The sequence below is a fragment of the Actinomycetospora succinea genome (genome assembly GCF_004363095.1).
In the GTDB taxonomy this organism is placed as follows: Bacteria; Actinomycetota; Actinomycetes; order Mycobacteriales; family Pseudonocardiaceae; genus Actinomycetospora; species Actinomycetospora succinea.
Map to the genome: position 1 here is coordinate 247,938 of NZ_SNYO01000001.1, position 16,499 is coordinate 264,436.

13 protein-coding genes are annotated in these 16,499 nt (G+C 73.5%); 12 read left to right on the plus strand and 1 reads right to left on the minus strand.

Going from position 1 to position 16,499, the window contains the following annotated elements:
* Window positions 1-71: 71 nt before the first annotated feature.
* From EV188_RS01220 to EV188_RS01250, 7 genes are all read left to right on the plus strand, one after another.
* The gene (locus EV188_RS01220; protein WP_424922911.1) at window positions 72-521 is read left to right on the plus strand and encodes a DUF3499 domain-containing protein; all 450 of its coding nucleotides are present in this window, start codon (window positions 72-74) and stop codon (window positions 519-521) included.
* A 174-nt stretch (window positions 522-695) separates the two neighbouring features.
* The gene (locus EV188_RS01225) at window positions 696-2,090 is read left to right on the plus strand and encodes a phosphomannomutase/phosphoglucomutase (protein ID WP_133824424.1); all 1,395 of its coding nucleotides are present in this window, start codon (window positions 696-698) and stop codon (window positions 2,088-2,090) included.
* A gap of 21 nt (window positions 2,091-2,111) precedes the next feature.
* On the plus strand, window positions 2,112-2,354 hold the full coding sequence (locus EV188_RS01230; RefSeq protein WP_133824425.1) for a Trm112 family protein: 243 nt from the start codon (window positions 2,112-2,114) through the stop codon (window positions 2,352-2,354).
* A gap of 6 nt (window positions 2,355-2,360) precedes the next feature.
* Window positions 2,361-3,485, plus strand: a complete 1,125-nt coding sequence (locus EV188_RS01235; RefSeq protein WP_133824426.1) for an SIS domain-containing protein — start codon at window positions 2,361-2,363, stop codon at window positions 3,483-3,485.
* Window positions 3,486-3,509: 24 nt separating this feature from the next.
* A complete protein-coding gene (manA, locus tag EV188_RS01240) occupies window positions 3,510-4,724 on the plus strand; it encodes a mannose-6-phosphate isomerase, class I (RefSeq protein WP_133824427.1) in 1,215 nt (404 codons plus the stop codon).
* 92 nt (window positions 4,725-4,816) lie between these two features.
* Window positions 4,817-5,776, plus strand: a complete 960-nt coding sequence (locus EV188_RS01245; RefSeq protein ID WP_133824428.1) for a cation diffusion facilitator family transporter — start codon at window positions 4,817-4,819, stop codon at window positions 5,774-5,776.
* A 154-nt stretch (window positions 5,777-5,930) separates the two neighbouring features.
* Window positions 5,931-7,487, plus strand: a complete 1,557-nt coding sequence (locus EV188_RS01250; RefSeq protein ID WP_133824429.1) for an amino acid permease — start codon at window positions 5,931-5,933, stop codon at window positions 7,485-7,487.
* Window positions 7,488-7,541: 54 nt separating this feature from the next.
* Here the strand turns inward: EV188_RS01250 and EV188_RS01255 are convergent, their stop codons facing one another.
* Window positions 7,542-9,176 carry a long-chain fatty acid--CoA ligase gene (locus EV188_RS01255; protein ID WP_208113933.1) on the minus strand — a complete coding sequence of 545 codons (1,635 nt, stop codon included), beginning with the start codon at window positions 9,174-9,176 and terminating at the stop codon, window positions 7,542-7,544.
* Window positions 9,177-9,717: 541 nt separating this feature from the next.
* Here EV188_RS01255 and ahcY point away from each other — a divergent pair.
* From ahcY to EV188_RS01280, 5 genes are all read left to right on the plus strand, one after another.
* The gene (ahcY, locus tag EV188_RS01260) at window positions 9,718-11,202 is read left to right on the plus strand and encodes an adenosylhomocysteinase (protein ID WP_133824430.1); all 1,485 of its coding nucleotides are present in this window, start codon (window positions 9,718-9,720) and stop codon (window positions 11,200-11,202) included.
* A 184-nt stretch (window positions 11,203-11,386) separates the two neighbouring features.
* Complete coding sequence (locus tag EV188_RS01265) at window positions 11,387-12,103, plus strand: dTMP kinase (RefSeq protein WP_133824431.1); 717 nt, start codon at window positions 11,387-11,389, stop codon at window positions 12,101-12,103.
* The gene (gene mtrA, locus EV188_RS01270) at window positions 12,100-12,777 is read left to right on the plus strand and encodes an MtrAB system response regulator MtrA (RefSeq protein WP_133824432.1); all 678 of its coding nucleotides are present in this window, start codon (window positions 12,100-12,102) and stop codon (window positions 12,775-12,777) included. The genes EV188_RS01265 and mtrA overlap by 4 nt, the downstream gene beginning before the upstream one ends.
* A 94-nt stretch (window positions 12,778-12,871) precedes the next feature.
* The gene (gene mtrB / locus EV188_RS01275) at window positions 12,872-14,632 is read left to right on the plus strand and encodes an MtrAB system histidine kinase MtrB (RefSeq protein ID WP_424922912.1); all 1,761 of its coding nucleotides are present in this window, start codon (window positions 12,872-12,874) and stop codon (window positions 14,630-14,632) included.
* Complete coding sequence (locus EV188_RS01280) at window positions 14,629-16,455, plus strand: LpqB family beta-propeller domain-containing protein (RefSeq protein ID WP_133824434.1); 1,827 nt, start codon at window positions 14,629-14,631, stop codon at window positions 16,453-16,455. Before mtrB ends, EV188_RS01280 begins: the two co-directional genes overlap by 4 nt.
* Window positions 16,456-16,499 lie beyond the last annotated feature (44 nt).

Sequence of the window (16,499 nt, forward strand, 5' to 3'; positions counted from 1 at the left end):
GGCGCGACGCGCCCCGCGCGCCTGCACGATGACGGCCGTTCGGCGGACTACTGTCCTGCGTCGTGCGAGGAGTGCGGAAGTGCTCACGGACCGGGTGTGGTCACGCGGCCGTGGCCACCCTGACCTATGTCTACTCGGACTCGACCGCCGTGGTCGGTCCGCTGGCGACGAGCGCCGAGCCGCACTCCTACGACCTCTGTGAACGCCACGCCGTCCGCCTCACCGCCCCGCGCGGGTGGGAGGTCGTGCGCTACGAGGGCGAGTTCCCGGCGGAGCCCTCCGCCGACGACCTGACCGCCCTCGCCGAGGCCGTGCGCGAGGCCGGGCGGGCCGACCGCCCGCTCGACGGCGGCGACGGCCGGGCGCGGGTGACCGCCGGGTCGGGCCTGGGGCAGGGGCTCCCGGGCCCGCCGCCGGGGGTGGCGAGCGGCATGGCCGGCGGCGTCGGCGGCGGTGTCGCGAGCACGCCGACGGGCCGTCGGGGCCACCTCCGGGTGCTGCCCGACCCCGCCTCCTCCTGACCCGTGCACTGATCGTTCCCGGACGGTCCGGGCCGTCCCGGAACGGTCGTGGGCCACCGTTCACCCATCGGCGGACGTGCCCGCCCGGCGGGCGCAGGGTGTCGGTCGCGCCGATAGGCTGAGGACGTGGCCAGTGCGCAGCAGGGGACACGAGAGGCTCCGGACAGGGCCCAGGTGATCGACCAGGTCATCAAGGCCTACGACATCCGCGGGCTGGTGGGCAGCCAGCTCGACACGACCTTCGTCCGCGACGTGGGTGCGGCCTTCGCGCGGGTCCTGCTCGACGAGCAGGAGCAGGGCACGGGGTCGGGCCTCGGCGGCGGCAAGGGCGTCGTCGTCGCCCACGACATGCGCGAGTCGTCGCCCGAGCTCTCCGAGGCGTTCGCCGAGGGCGTCACGTCGCTCGGCGTCGACGTCGTCGCCATCGGCCTGGCCAGCACCGACGAGCTCTACTACGCCTCGGGCGCCCTCGAGATGCCCGGCGCGATGTTCACCGCCAGCCACAACCCGGCGACCTACAACGGCATCAAGCTCTGCCGCGCCGGCGCGGCGCCCGTGGGCCAGGACTCCGGGCTCGACGAGATCGCCGCGCTGCTCGACCGCGGGCCGGGCGAGGTCACCCCGGACTCCGGCGCGCGCGGCACCGTGAGCCACCGCGACCTCCTCGAGGACTACGCGGCGTTCCTGCGCTCGCTGGTCGACCTCTCGGGCATCCGCCGGCTCTCGATCGTCGTCGACGCGGGCAACGGCATGGCCGGGCACACCGTGCCCGCGGTGACGGACCCGCTGCCGATCGAGGTCGAGCCGCTCTACTTCGAGCTCGACGGCTCGTTCCCCAACCACGAGGCCAACCCGCTCGACCCCGACAACCTGCGCGACCTGCAGCGCAAGGTGATCACGCTCGGCCGCGTCGACGCCGGTCTGGCCTTCGACGGCGACGCCGACCGCGTGTTCCTCGTCGACGAGAAGGGCGACGCCGTCAGCCCCAGCGCGATCACCGCGCTCGTCGCCAGCCGCGAGCTGGCCAAGCACCCCGGCTCCACGGTGATCCACAACCTGATCACCTCGCGGGCCGTCCCCGAGATCGTCACCGAGGCCGGCGGCACGCCCGTGCGCTCGCGGGTCGGGCACTCGTTCATCAAGGGCACGATGGCCGAGACCGACGCCGTGTTCGGCGGGGAGCACTCGGCGCACTACTACTTCCGCGACTTCTGGCGCGCCGACTCCGGCATGCTCGCGGCCCTGCACGTCCTGGCCGCCCTGGGCGAGCAGGACCGGCCGCTCTCGGAGCTGATGGCGCAGTACTCGCGCTACGCCGCGTCGGGCGAGGTCAACTCGACGGTCGACGACCCGCGCGCCGTGATGGCCGAGGTGGAGCAGACCTTCGGTGGGCGCGACGGCGTCACCACCGACGACCTCGACGGTCTCACCGTGACGCTTCCCGACGGCTCCTGGTTCAACCTGCGCCCGTCCAACACCGAGCCGCTGCTGCGGCTCAACGTCGAGGCCGCCGACGACGACGCCGTGGCCGCGCTGCGCGACGAGGTCCTCGGCCTCGTCCGCGGCTGATCCGACCGAGGAGGAGACCCGATGCCGCTCGGTCTGGACCCCGACCTGCTGGAGATCCTGGCCTGCCCCGCGCCCGACCACGGCGCGCTGCGCCCGGGCACGCCCGAGGACGCCGAGGCCCCCGCGTTGACCTGCACCGTCTGCGACCGGCGCTACCCGGTCACCGACGGCATCCCGGTGCTCCTGTTGTCCGAGGCGACCGGGGGCCCCGAGCACCTCGGGACGCGAAGCGGAGCGGAGCCGGACCCGACGGCTCGGGGGTGAGCCACGATGCTCGACGACGCCCTGCTCTCCGACGAGTCGCGCCTGATCGCCGCCGACCACGACGGCATCCTGCGCGCGGTGGCGACTGCGGGCGCCCAGGTGCGGGCGACGGCGGAGGCCGCCCGTGAGGCCGGCGTGCACCGCGAGCTCGCGGGCCTGCGGCCCCGCGCGCTGGTGCTGCTGACCCGGCCCGGCACCACCGAGTCCGCCTGCCGGCTGATGGCCGCGCTGCTGACCCCGACGGCGCCGCTGCCGGTGATCGTCAGCGGGGTCGCGCCTCCGTGGCTGGGCCCGCTCGACGTCGTCGTCGCCACCCACCGCGGGCGCGAGGGCGACCCGGTCGAGGCCGACGTCGCCGAGTCGGTGCACCGCGCGGTGCGCCGCGGCGCCCACGTCGTGCTCACCGGGCCGGGTGAGGGCCCGGCGGCGGCCGCCGGCGCCGGGCGCGCGCTCGCGGTCACGCCCCGGATGACCGTCGGGGTCCCCGGCGAGGACCTCGACGGGCTCGACACCGCCACGGTGCTGGCCACCGGCCTGGCCGTGGCCGGCGCGCTCGAGCTCCTCGACCTGGACCTCGACGACCTCGCCGACCGCCTCGACGCCGAGGCCGAGCGCGACGGCCCGCGCGGGGAGGCGTTCGTCAACCCGGCGAAGAGCCTGGCGCTGCGCCTCGCCGAGCGGACCCCGCTGCTGTGGGGCGCCGACCCGGTCGCCGGCCTGCTCGCGGGTTACGGCGCGACCGTCCTGGCCACCCACGCGGGGGTGGTCGCCCAGGCCACCACCGCGGCCGCGGCCGGCGCCCAACCGGCGCTGCGGGCCCGGCTGGTCGAGAGCTCGGGGGAGGCGTCGATCTTCGCCGACCCCTTCGACGACCCGGCCCCGGCGGCGCCGCCGCCCCGGCTGGTGCTGCTGGCCGTGCGTGAGGACCTCACGACGCGGCGGCTCGTCAGCGACGTCGGCGCCCGCCATCCGGGCGCGGACGTCCTGGAGATCGACGACGTCGAGCTGGCGGGGGAGGGCCCGTCGCCGGACGCGCTGCGCGCGGCCGTGCTCGCCACCCGGCTCGACTTCACCGCGGTCTACCTCGGCCTGGCCCTCGGGGCGCGGGCGCCCGGGGTCCGCACCGCCTGACCCACGACACGGAGGCACCAACACGTGGAGGTCCTCAGGGGCAGCGTGCGCACGTACGCGTGGGGCTCCCGGACGCACCTCGCCGAGCTCCTCGGTGACCCGGTCCCCTCACCCCACCCGCAGGCCGAGCTCTGGCTCGGCGCGCACCGCGACGAGCCCTCGCAGCTCACCGAGGGCGGCCGGTCGCTGGCCGACGTGCTGCGCGACGACCCGGCCGGCTCGCTCGGCCCGTCGCGCCGTGAGCGCTGGTCGGACCGGCTGCCCTACCTGCTCAAGGTGCTGGCGGCCGAGGAGCCGCTGAGCCTGCAGGCCCACCCGTCAGCCGAGCAGGCCGCGGCGGGCTATGCGCGCGAGGAGGCGGCGGGCGTGCCGCGCACCGCCGCGGACCGGAACTACCCGGACCCGCTGCCGAAGCCCGAGCTGCTCTGCGCGCTCACCGAGTTCCACGCGCTGGCGGGGTTCCGCGACCCGGCACAGACCGTGCGCCTGCTGCGGGCCCTCGACGTGCGGGCGCTCGACCACCACACCGAGCTGCTCGCCGCGCAGCCCGACGCCGACGGCCTGCGGGCGCTGTTCACCACGTGGATCACGCTGCCGCAGCGGGCGGTCGACGACCTGGTGCCCGCCCTGCTCGACGGCTGCGTGGCGCACGCCCGCGCGCACGGCGAGTTCACCACCGAGGCGCGCACGCTGCTCGACCTCGGCGAGCGCTACCCCGGGGACGCCGGGGTCCTCGCCGCGCTGCTGCTCAACCGCGTGGCCCTGCAGCCCGGGCAGTGCCTCTACCAGCCGGCGGGCTCGCCGCACTCCTACCTGGCCGGGGCCGGCGTGGAGCTCATGGCGAACTCCGACAACGTCCTGCGCTGCGGGCTGACCCCGAAGCACGTCGACGTCCCCGAGCTGCTGCGGGTGCTCGACTTCGCGCCCGGCGCGCCGACGCTGCTCTCCGGGGAGGGCGAGGGACCCGTCACCCGGTTCGCGCCGTCGGAGTACTTCAGCCTCGCCCGCTGCGCGTTCGACGGCACCGAGGAGAAGGACGCCGACCTCGGCATCGAGGGCCCCCGGATCGTCATCGCCGTCGAGGGCACCGTCCGGCTGGGCACGTCGCGGGGCCAGACCCGGGACGTCGCGCGCGGCACGGCCGCCTGGGTGCCGGCGTGCGACGGCCCGGTGACGATCGCCGCGGTCGACGGCCCGGCGCTGGCGTTCGCCGCGGCGGACGGGCTGGGCGACGGGTAGGAGCCCTCGCGCGGGCCGGGCGTTAGATTTCACCCAGCACTCACATCTCGCCCAGATCAGAACCGGCCGAGTCCATCCCCTGGAGGCACCCCGTGTCCGCATCCGGAGGCGGCAAGGCGATCATCGCCGCGCTGGCCGCCAACGCCGGCATCGCCGTGGCCAAGTTCGTCGGCTTCGTCATCACGGGCTCGTCCTCGATGCTCGCCGAGAGCGTCCACTCGGTCGCCGACACCGGCAACCAGGGCCTGCTCCTGCTCGGCCGCAAGCGCGCCAAGCGGGCCGCGACGCCCGAGCACCCGTTCGGCTTCGGCCGTGACCGGTTCTTCTACTCGTTCGTCGTGGCGCTGCTGCTGTTCAGCCTCGGCTCGGTGTTCGCGATCTACGAGGGCATCCACAAGCTCTCGTCGCACGAGGAGCTGACCTCGCCGATCGTCGCGGTGGTCATCCTCGTCGTGGCGATCGTGCTCGAGGGGTTCAGCTTCCGGACCGCCGTGCACGAGTCCCGCGAGCTCAAGGGCGACGCCACCTGGTGGGGCTTCATCCGCCAGTCGGTCAACCCCGAGCTGCCGGTCGTGCTCCTCGAGGACACTGGCGCGCTGATCGGCCTCGTCCTGGCCCTGGGCGGCGTCGGCCTCTCCACGCTGACCGGCGAGCCGATCTGGGACGCCGTGGGCACCATCTGCATCGGCGTGCTGCTCGGCGTCATCGCGGTCATCCTCATCGTCGAGACGAAGAGCCTGCTCATCGGCGAGGGCGCGAGCCCGCCGCTGGTCCGGACGATCACGGACTCGCTGGTCGGCGGGCCCGTCGAGCGCGTCATCCACCTCCGGACCCAGTACCTCGGTCCCGAGGAGCTGCTGGTCGCCGCCAAGATCGCGGTCTCGTCGTCGCTGCCGACCGAGGTGGTCGCCGAGGCGATCGACAACGCCGAGGCCCGGCTGCGCGCGGCGGTGCCCGAGGCCCGACTCGTCTACCTCGAGCCCGACCTGGACCGGAGCGACGCCGGGCCCGTCGACGAGGCGCTCGACCCCACCCCCGCTGAGCCGCGCTGATCGCGGCCGACCGGACGCCGCGGGGCGTCCGGTCGGCACAACGAGGTGAACACGCCGTCACGGATCTGGTCGTCTCCGTACTCATCCGGGGGGTCTGCGGGCGTAAGGTCCCGCCCGACCACGGACTGATTCGGTCGGACCTTCAGGAGTGCCCATGACGTCGACCCAGCCGCAAGGCGGGCTCTTCCGGACCAAGTCGGTGGAACAGTCCATCGCCGATACCGACGAGCCGGGCAGCAAGCTCCGGCGCGAGCTCGGTGCCTTCGACCTCACCGTCTTCGGTGTCGCCGTCCTCATCGGCGCCGGCATCTTCACCATCACGGCGCGCGTCGCCGGCGACATCACCGGCCCCGCCATCGCGATCTCGTTCGTGATCGCCGCGATCGCCTGCGGGTTCGCCGGCCTGTGCTACGCCGAGTTCGCCTCGACGGTGCCGGTGGCCGGCAGCGCCTACACGTTCTCCTACGCGACGTTCGGCGAGTTCATCGCCTGGATCATCGGCTGGGACCTCATCCTCGAGTACGCCCTCGGCGCGGCCGTGGTCTCGAAGAGCTGGGCGCAGTACCTGGGCGAGCTCTTCGGCGGCAGCAGCACCGCGGCCTCGCTCGAGCTCGGCCCGGTGACCTTCGACTGGGGCGCCGTGCTGGTCATCGGCGCCCTGACGGTGGTCCTCGTCCTGGGCATCAAGCTCTCGAGCCGGGTCAGCACGATCATCACCTCGATCAAGGTGCTCGTCGTGCTGCTCGTCATTGTGGTCGGCCTGTTCTACATCAAGGCCCAGAACTACTCGCCGTTCATCCCGCCGCCCGGGGGCGAGCAGGAGAGCGGGGGCGGGGCCGACGCGTCGCTGCTGTCGCTCATCGCGGGCAGCGAGGGGTCGACGTTCGGCATCTACGGCCTGCTCGCCGGCGCCTCGCTCGTGTTCTTCGCCTTCATCGGCTTCGACGCGGTGTCCACCACCGCCGAGGAGACCAAGAACCCCCAGAAGGACCTGCCCCGCGGCATCCTCGGCTCGCTCGGCGTCGTCACGGTCCTCTACGTCGCGACGTCGCTCGTGCTGGTGGGCATGGTCAGCTACACCCAGCTCGCCACCCCGCCCGGCAGCGAGGAGAGCGCCACGCTGGCCACGGCGTTCTCGCTGGTCGGCGCCAACTGGGCGTCCACGGTGATCTCCATCGGCGCGCTCGCCGGCCTCACCACCGTCGTCATGGTGCTGATGCTCGGCCAGAGCCGGGTCTTCTACGCGATGAGCCGCGACGGGCTGCTCCCGCGCAACCTCGCGCAGACGGGCTCCCGGGGCACCCCGGTGAAGATCACGATCATCATCGGCGTGCTGTGCGCCGTGCTGGCCGGTTTCTTCCCGATCGACGAGCTCGAGTCGATGGTCAACATCGGCACGCTGTTCGCTTTCGTGCTGGTCGCGGTGGGCACGGTCTACCTGCGGCGTCGCCGGCCCGACCTCCAGCGGAGCTTCACCGTCAAGGCCCTGCCGGTGGTGGCCACGCTCGCGGTGATCAGCTGCCTGTGGTTGATGATCAACCTGACCGTCGAGACGTGGATCCGGTTCATCGTCTGGATGGTCCTCGGCGTGGTCATCTACTTCGCCTACTCGCGCCGCAACTCCGTGCTCGGCAAGCGCGAGCGCGGCGAGGAGGCCTCGGTGACCAACCCGGGCGGCGGCCCGACCGCTCCGCCGACCCAGCCGCAGTAGCCCTGCGCACGACAGCGCCCCCGGAGCCTCGGCTCCGGGGGCGCTCGTCGTCGCTCAGGCCTTCGCGGGCGCCTGGTGGCCGGCGAACTTCTCGCGCAGCGTCTTCTTCGAGAACTTGCCCGTCGAGGTCTTGGGCACCTCGTCGATGAAGACGACGTCGTCGGGCACCTGCCACTTCGCGACGCGGGTCGCGATGTGCTCGAGCACGGCCTCACGGGTGAGCTCGACGCCCTGCTTCGGCACGACGCACGCCAGCGGGCGCTCCGACCACTTCTCGTCGGGGATCGCGATGACGGCAGCCTCGGCGACGCCCTCCATCGACATGATCTCGTTCTCGAGGTCGACCGACGAGATCCACTCGCCACCGGACTTGACCAGGTCCTTGGTGCGGTCGACGAGCTTGACGTAGCCGTAGCGGTCGATCACCGCCACGTCGCCGGTCTTGAGCCAGCCGTCCTCGGTGAACTGCTTGCCGCCGTCCTCGTTGCGGTAGTACGAGGCGGCGATCCACGGCCCGGCGGCCTGGAGCTCGCCGGAGGTCTCGCCGTCCCAGGGCAGGACCTCGCCGGAGTCCGGGTCGCAGATGCGCAGGTCGACCAGCGGCGACGGGGTGCCCGCCGTGGCGCGCACGTCGGCGAGCTCGTCGTCGCCGAGGTCGTCGTGGACGCTCTTGAGGACGCCGGTGGTGGCGATGGGGCTGGTCTCGGTCATGCCCCAGGCCTGGGTGATCGGCAGGCCGATCTTCTTGCGCCACGCCTCGGACAGCGACTTCGGCACCGCCGACCCGCCGCAGAGCAGCAGGCGCAGGTCGGGCAGGTCGCCCTCGGAGAGCTCGGGCAGGACGCCCATCCAGATCGTCGGGACGCCCGCGGTGACCGTGACCTCGTGGTCGCGCAGGATGCCGGCGATCGCCTTGGGGGTCATGTTCGGCCCGGGGAAGACGATCGAGGAGCCGGCGAACACCGCCGCGTACGGCGTGCCCCAGGCGTTGGCGTGGAACATCGGCACGATCGGCAGCAGGGTGTCGCGCTCGACGAGCCCGGCGACGTCGGCCATGAGCACGGCGATCGAGTGCAGCACCGAGCTGCGGTGCGAGTAGACGACGCCCTTGGGGTTGCCGGTGGTGCCCGACGTGTAGCACATCGCGGCGGCCTGGTTCTCGTCCGCGATCTCGAAGCGGCCGGCGAACGGCTCGACCGAGGCGAGCAGCTCGTCGTAGTCGAGGACGCGCTCGTCCTCGGGGATCGCCACGTCGGCGCCGTCGTCGATGACGATCACCTTGCGGACCGTCGTCATCTCGTCGACGTGCGGCCAGAACTGCGGCAGCAGCGAGCGGTCGACGAAGACGACCTCGTCCTCGGCGTGGTTCGCGATGTAGATCAGCTGCTCGGTGAACAGCCGGATGTTCAGCGTGTGCAGCACGCGCCCGCTGCACGGCACGGCGAAGTACAGCTCGAGGTGCGCCGGGCTGTTCCAGCTGAACGTGCCCACCCGGCCCTCGGCGGAGACGCCGAGGGCGTCGAGCGCGGCCGCGGCCCGCCGGACCCGCTGGGCCCAGCTCGCGTAGTCGGTCCGGTGCACCGTGCCGCCCGCGCCGACGCCGACGATCGGCTTGTGGGCGAAGAGCTGCTCGGCGCGGTGGAACACGTGCGGCAGGGCGAGCGGGTAGTCCTGCATCTGTCCGAGCACGTCCGTGGCCTCCTGGATGACCGTTGTCCCCGGGCGGGGTCGTCTTGTGGTTCCGATCACGCATCCTACGTTTCCGGCGCCCGGAATCACCCCCTCGCCGGAATCGGCGCCGTGGCGATCACGCGCGGTGGTGTGCGCGGTGTGACCCGGTCGACGCGCTCCGTGGGGACCCGAGCCGGACCTGCGCGGACGGGTCACCGGATGCGTGCGTCCGGTCCCGCGCGCGGCGCGCTGCGGTTGACCGGCTATGGGGCCTGTGCTGGACTTCTGTCACGGCATCGATCGCACACCTCGTGCGAACGGAAGCTGTCGAGTGGCGCTGCAACGGACGGCCCGATCGCTGGGGCGTCCGCCACGCTCGGCAGTGGTCCGCACCATCGCAAGGGCGCCTGTGGATGGTGGTGAACCGTGCTTGCAGGTCTTCTGAGAGTCCCGTGACGTCCCGGTGTGTCCCGCCCACCGGTCGAGACGCACCCCGCGCGCACGGGCTTCGGAGACCTCACGGTCCGCCATCGGCCCCAACCCGAGAAGACGAGGAGTCATGACGAACGCAGTGGGCACCGTCAACGAGAAGTACGCCGAGAAGAACGGCATCGACTTCGCCGTGGCCGACCTGGGCGAGGCCGACTTCGGGCGCCGGGAGATCCGGCTGGCCGAGCACGAGATGCCCGGCCTGATGGCCCTGCGCCGGGAGTACTCGGAGGCCAAGCCGCTGCACGGCGCGCGCATCTCCGGCTCGCTGCACATGACGGTGCAGACCGCCGTCCTCATCGAGACCCTGGTGGAGCTGGGCGCGGAGGTCCGCTGGGCCTCCTGCAACATCTTCTCCACCCAGGACCACGCGGCCGCCGCGGTCGTCGTCGGCCCGCACGGCACGGTCGACGAGCCGAAGGGCATCGCGTGCTTCGCCTGGAAGGGCGAGACGCTGGAGGAGTACTGGTGGTGCGCCGAGCAGATGCTCGCGTGGCGTGACGCCGACACCCGCGGCCCGAACATGATCCTCGACGACGGCGGCGACGCCACGATGCTCGTCCACAAGGGCGTCGAGTTCGAGAAGGCCGGCGTCGTCCCCTCGACCTCCGCCGACGACCCCGCCGAGTACGGCGTCGTCCTCGAGACCCTGCGCCGGTCGCTGCAGGAGGACCCGCAGCACTGGACCAAGGTCGCGGCCGGCATCAAGGGCGTCACCGAGGAGACCACGACGGGCGTCCACCGCCTGTACGAGTTCTTCGAGCAGGACAAGCTGCTCTTCCCGGCGATCAACGTCAACGACTCGGTCACCAAGTCGAAGTTCGACAACAAGTACGGCTGCCGCCACTCGCTCGTCGACGGCATCAACCGTGCGGTCGACGTGCTGATCTCCGGCAAGAAGGCCGTCGTCTGCGGCTACGGCGACGTCGGCAAGGGCTCCGCCGAGTCGCTCGCGGGCCAGGGCGCCCGCGTGACGATCACCGAGTCGGACCCGATCTGCGCGCTCCAGGCGCTCATGGAGGGCTACGACGTCAAGACGCTCGACAGCGTCATCGACGAGGCCGACATCGTCATCACGACGACCGGCAACAAGGACATCGTCACCCTCGACCACATGAAGCGGATGAAGCACCAGGCGATCCTGGGCAACATCGGCCACTTCGACAACGAGATCCAGGTCGAGAAGCTCGAGAAGTCGAACGCGACCCGGATCAACATCAAGCCGCAGGTCGACGAGTGGAAGTTCGAGGACGGCCACTCGATCATCCTGCTGAGCGAGGGCCGGCTGCTGAACCTCGGCAACGCCACCGGCCACCCGAGCTTCGTCATGTCGAACTCGTTCGCGAACCAGACGATCGCGCAGATCGAGATCTTCACCAAGCCCGGTGAGTACCCGATCGGCGTGTACCGCCTGCCCAAGCACCTGGACGAGAAGGTCGCGAAGGTCCACGTTGAGGCGCTCGGCGCGGAGCTGACCAAGCTCACCAAGGAGCAGGCCGAGTACATCGGCGTCGACGTCGAGGGCCCGTACAAGCCGGAGCACTACCGCTACTAAGAGTCGCGGCAAGCCGGTTCGACACCTCGCGCTCCTTCGTCGCGTGATGTGTCGACGTGCGGCGCCGCGCGGGTGCCACCGGCTGAGGTGACCACCGGCTGACCGAAGGGCCCCTTCGCTCGAACTACTCGAGCGGAGGGGCCCTTCGCTCGGACCGCACAGGGCCGCCGCATAGGGTTCCGCCGTGGGCGTGATGGTGGCCGTCGAGGGGCTCGACGGCGCGGGCAAGGCGACGCTGGTCGCGGCGCTCGCCGACGCCGCCGCGCGCCGGGGCGCCAGCGTCAGCACACACGCGTTCCCCCGCTACGACGCCGACGTCCACGCCGGGCTCGCCGGCGAGGCGCTCCACGGCGCGCACGGCGACCTCCGGTCCTCGGTGCACGCGATGGCCGTGCTGTTCGCGCTCGACCGGGCCGGTGCCGCCGCCGAGCTCACGGCGGCGAGGGACACCCACGACCTCGTCCTCGTCGACCGCTACGTCGCCTCCAACGCCGCGTACGGGGCGGCGCGGCAGGAGCAGGACGCCGACGGGGAGTTCGTCGCCTGGGTGCACGCCCTCGAGATCGAGCGGCTCGGGGTGCCGGCGCCCGACGCCCAGGTCCTCGTCCGCGTGCCGGGGGACCTGGCCGCGCGACGGGTCCGTGAGCGGGCCGCGGCCGATCCGTCCCGTACTCCGGACGGTTACGAGTCCGACGCGGCGCTCCAGGCCCGGTGCGCGCAGGTGTACGACGAGCTCGTCGCGCGGACATGGCTCGCGCCCTGGTCGGTGGTCGGGGCCGACGAGGGGCACGACGCACTCACCCGAACGGCTGAGTCGGTGGTCGCAGAACGACTCGGGACCGGAACGTCGGGCGATATCTCGTCCGGATCGTCGGTGAGAAGTGACACCATTGAGACATGAGCTCGCGGATCCTCGTGGTGGACGACGACGCCTCGCTGGCGGAGATGCTGACGATCGTCCTCGAGGGCGAGGGCTTCGAGACGACCGTCGTGAACGACGGCCCGGGCGCGCTGCCGGCCCTGCGCGAGAACGCGCCGGATCTCGTCCTGCTCGACCTCATGCTCCCGGGGATGAACGGCATCGACGTCTGCCGGGCGATCCGCGCGGAGTCCGGGGTCCCGGTCGTGATGCTCACGGCCAAGACCGACACGGTGGACGTGGTGCTCGGGCTGGAGTCCGGCGCGGACGACTACGTGGTCAAGCCGTTCAAGCCCAAGGAGCTCGTCGCGCGCATCCGGGCGCGGCTGCGGCAGTTCCCGTCCGAGCCCGCCGAGCAGATGCAGATCGGCGACGTCACGATCGACGTCCCGGCCCACCAGGTGCGCCGCGACGGGCGCACCATCCCGCTGACGCCGCTGGAGTTCGACCTCCTGGTGGCGCTCGCCCGCAAGCCGCGCCAGGTGTTCACCCGCGAGGTGCTGCTCGAGCAGGTCTGGGGCTACCGGCACGCGGCCGACACCCGGCTGGTCAACGTCCACGTGCAGCGGCTGCGCTCGAAGGTCGAGGTCGACCCGGAGCACCCCGAGGTCGTGCTGACCGTGCGCGGGGTGGGGTACAAGGCCGGCCCGCCCTGATCGGCGTGTCCCCGTGCTGACCAGCGTCCGTCGCCGGCTCGACCGCTTCGCGGCCGAGCGCGTCGGCCAGGTCCGCGTGCTGTGGCGCCGCTCGATGCAGCTGCGGGTGGTGCTCTCGACGCTCGCGATGTCGATCGTCGTCGTGGCCGTGCTCGGGCTCGTGCTGCAGACGCAGATCGCCGACCGGCTGGTCCAGGGCAAGGAGCAGGCCGCCCTCATCCAGGCCGACATCTCGCGGCAGGCCCTCGAGCGCGACCTCGCCCGCATCGACCCGGACCGCGACGGCGCTCAGGCCGTGCTCGACGACGTCCTCGACCGGCTGTCCACCAGCGGGCGCGACGCCGGGTCGAACGGCGTGACCCGCGGCAGCGACCCCACCAGCGACGCCGGCGCGTTCGACGCGGTGCTCATCGCGGGCTCGGACACGCTCGGGTCGGTGCCCGGCGCGCTGCCGACGGTGCCGGGCGGCTCCACCGGCGAGATCAGCGCCGGCCCGGCGCAGGTCATCCCTCCGCAGCTGCGCGCGCCGGTGCTCCAGGGCTTCCTCGCCACGAAGTACCTGACGGTCGCCTCGGCGGGCCAGGCTGCGCCGGTGCCGACGCTGGTCGTCGGCCAGCCGGTGCGCACCGCCGGGCGCAACCTGCAGCTCTACCTGCTCTTCCCGCTCTCGGCGGAGCAGCGCACGCTCGCGCTCGTCCAGAGCACGCTCGCGCTCGCGGCCGGGGTGCTGCTCGTGCTGCTCGCGGGCATCTCGTCGGTGGTGACGCGGCAGGTCGTGCGCCCGGTCCGCCAGGCCGCCGACGTCGCCGAACGCTTCGCCGACGGCCACCTCGACGAACGCATGCCCGTGCACGGCGACGACGAGGTCGCCCGGCTCGCGGAGTCGTACAACGAGATGGCGGCGAGCATCCAGTCGCAGATCCGCCAGCTCGAGGAGTTCGGGGCCCTGCAGCGCCGGTTCACCTCCGACGTCAGCCACGAGCTCCGCACCCCGCTGACCACGGTGCGGATGGCCGCCGAGGTGCTGCACGCACAGGTCGACCCGAGCGAGGTCACCGCGGCGCGCTCCGCCCAGCTGCTCGTCGACGAGCTCGACCGCTTCGAGACGCTGCTGTCCGACCTCCTCGAGATCAGCCGCCTGGACGCGGGCATGGCCGAGCTGGGCCTCGAGCTCGTCGACGTCGCCTCGGTGGTGCGGCGGGCGGCCGAGACCGTCCGGCACCTCGTCGACGACACCGCGACGCCCCTGCTGCTCGACCTGGGCGACGCCGACGAACCCGTGCTCGCCGAGGTCGACCCCCGCCGCGTCGAGCGCATCCTGCGCAACCTGCTGGCCAACGCCATCGACCACGGCGAGAGCAGGCCGATCGAGGTGCGCCTCGCCGCCGACGAGGGCGCGCTCGCGGTGGTGGTGCGTGACCACGGGATCGGCCTCAAGCCCGGCGAGGCGGGGCTGGTGTTCAACCGGTTCTGGCGGGCCGACCCGTCGCGCCAGCGCCGCAGCGGCGGCACCGGCCTGGGGCTCGCGATCAGCCTCGAGGACGCCCGCCTGCACGGCGGCTGGCTGCAGGCGTGGGGCGAGGTCGACCGGGGCGCGGTGTTCCGGCTGACGCTGCCCCTGCGCCACGGCGAGCGACTGCGCACGAGCCCCCTGCCCCTGCTGCCCGTCGCGGCCTCGCCGGCCGCCGCGGACCCGGGCATCCACGACGCCGCGCCCACCACCGGCACCGCGCTGCCCCCGATGGATGCGGACGACGGCGGCGACGACGACCTCGACCTCGACGACGACGGCTTCCCCGAACCCTTCCCCCAGCCCTCGCCGCCCTCCGACCCCGGCACGTCGGTGGCGCGGTGAGGCGCCGGACCCCGCGCGTGCTGCTCGCCCTGGCCCTGCTCCTGGCGCTCGCCGCCGGCTGCGCGTCGGTCCCGGGGTCGTCGGACGTCACCGTGCTGCGCCGGGTGGGCGACGCCGCCGAGCCCACCGCCCCGCCCGGGCCCGCCCGCGACGCCGGGCCGCTGGAGACCGTGCGCGGATGGGTGCTCGCGTCCGGGGCGACCGCCGAGCGCCACCAGGCCGCGCGGGCGTTCCTCACCCCCGGCGCGGCCGGGACCTGGGACGACGGCGCGGCGCCGGTCGTCGTCAACGACCAGGTGGACACGGTGTTCGCCGACCGCCCGGCCCCGGGCGGCCAGGCCGCGGTGCGCATCCGGGCGACGGCGCTGGGCGTGCTGACGCCGGAGGGCGTGTTCGTCGCCGGGGTGCGCCCGGTGGAGGTCGACGTCGGCCTCACCGAGCAGAACGGCCAGTGGCGCATCTCCTCGCTGCCGACGGGCACGATCGTGCGCCGCTCCGACCTGCGCGCCAACACCCGCCCGGTGCGCACGTGGTTCCTCGACACCCGCCGCACGGGCCCCGTCTCCGACCCCCGCTACCTGGCGACGAGCCCGGCGCGGTCGGTGCCGACGCGGACGATGCAGTACCTGCTCGCCGGGCCGTCGGAGTCGCTGGCGGGCGCGGCGGTGAGCTCGCTGCCGGCCGGCACGACGCTGCGCTCCGACGTCTCGCTCACCCCCGAGGGCACCGCGGTGGTCGACCTGTCGCGCACCGGCCCGCTGGACGAGCCACGGCGCCGCGAGATCGCCCAGCAGGTGACGCTGACCCTCGCGGGCATCGGGGTCTCGCAGGTGCGCCTGCTGGTCGACGGCGAGCCGCTGCTGGCGGGCACCCCGGAGATCGCCGTCGGCGACACCCTCCAGGGCCTGCCCCCGGAGGTCGCCCGCCGCCCCGACCTGCCGGTGGACCCGGTCGTCGGCGGTCCCGGCGACACGGAGGTGCCGGTGCTCGTGGCCGACAGCGGGCGGCTGCGCCTGCTCTCCGGCGAGCCGGCGGGCGGCCCCGCCGGGCGCGGCGCGTACCGGGCGGTGTCGGCGTCGGCGAGCTACGAGGGCGACGTGGCGGTGGTCGCCGAGGACGTCCCGAACGGCGACCCGGCGGCCCGCCGGGCGCGGCTGCTCACCGGGGCCGGGGGCGCCGAGCTCGCCGCCAGCGGCATCGAGGGCCGCTCGCTGGCCCGGCCCTCCTGGACCCCGGACGGCACCGAGGTCTGGTCGGTGCAGGACGGCAGCACGGTCGTGCGCGCGGCGCGCACTGAGCCGGGCGCGGCGGTCCGGCCCGTCGCCGTCGACACGTCCGCGCTGGCCGGGGTCGGTCTCGCCCCCGCCCCGGGCGCCATGGGGTCGGTGTCGGCGCTGCGCATCTCGCCGGACGGGTCCCGGGTCGCGATGATCTCCGGGGGCCACGTGCTCGTCGCGGCGATCGCCCGGGACGGCGCGGGCGGCGCCCGGCTCGGGTCGGTCACCGAGCTGCGCCCGGAGGCGCTCGACCAGGCCCTCGACGTCGGCTGGACGCGTACCGACCAGCTCGTCGTCGTCGGCAACCGCGCCGACCGCCCGGTCACGCTCGCCTCGGTGGACGGCCTCGACGTCGAGTCCCTGTCCACGACCAACCTGACGCCCCCGGTCACCGCCGTCGCGGCCCGGCCCGGGCGCCCGCTCGTCGTCGCCGACCAGGGCGGCACCTGGACCCTGCCCCTCGACGGCGGGAGCACCACCGGGGGCGACGTCTGGCAGGCGGTGCCGGGCTTCGGCGCGGGCACGGTGCCGGCCTACCCGGGCTGAGCCGTCTCGTCGCGGCCACCTGGTCGGGCTCACCCGTCCGCCGT

Excerpts from the sequence above, each read along its gene's own strand:
- EV188_RS01235 (WP_133824426.1), top strand. The coding sequence starts at position 2,361 with ATGCTCGACGACGCCCTGCTCTCCGACGAGTCGCGCCTGATCGCCGCC.
- mtrB (WP_424922912.1), top strand. The coding sequence starts at position 12,872 with ATGCAGCTGCGGGTGGTGCTCTCGACGCTCGCGATGTCGATCGTCGTC.
- EV188_RS01250 (WP_133824429.1), top strand. The coding sequence starts at position 5,931 with ATGACGTCGACCCAGCCGCAAGGCGGGCTCTTCCGGACCAAGTCGGTG.
- EV188_RS01230 (WP_133824425.1), top strand. The coding sequence starts at position 2,112 with ATGCCGCTCGGTCTGGACCCCGACCTGCTGGAGATCCTGGCCTGCCCC.
- ahcY (WP_133824430.1), top strand. The coding sequence starts at position 9,718 with ATGACGAACGCAGTGGGCACCGTCAACGAGAAGTACGCCGAGAAGAAC.
- mtrA (WP_133824432.1), top strand. The coding sequence starts at position 12,100 with ATGAGCTCGCGGATCCTCGTGGTGGACGACGACGCCTCGCTGGCGGAG.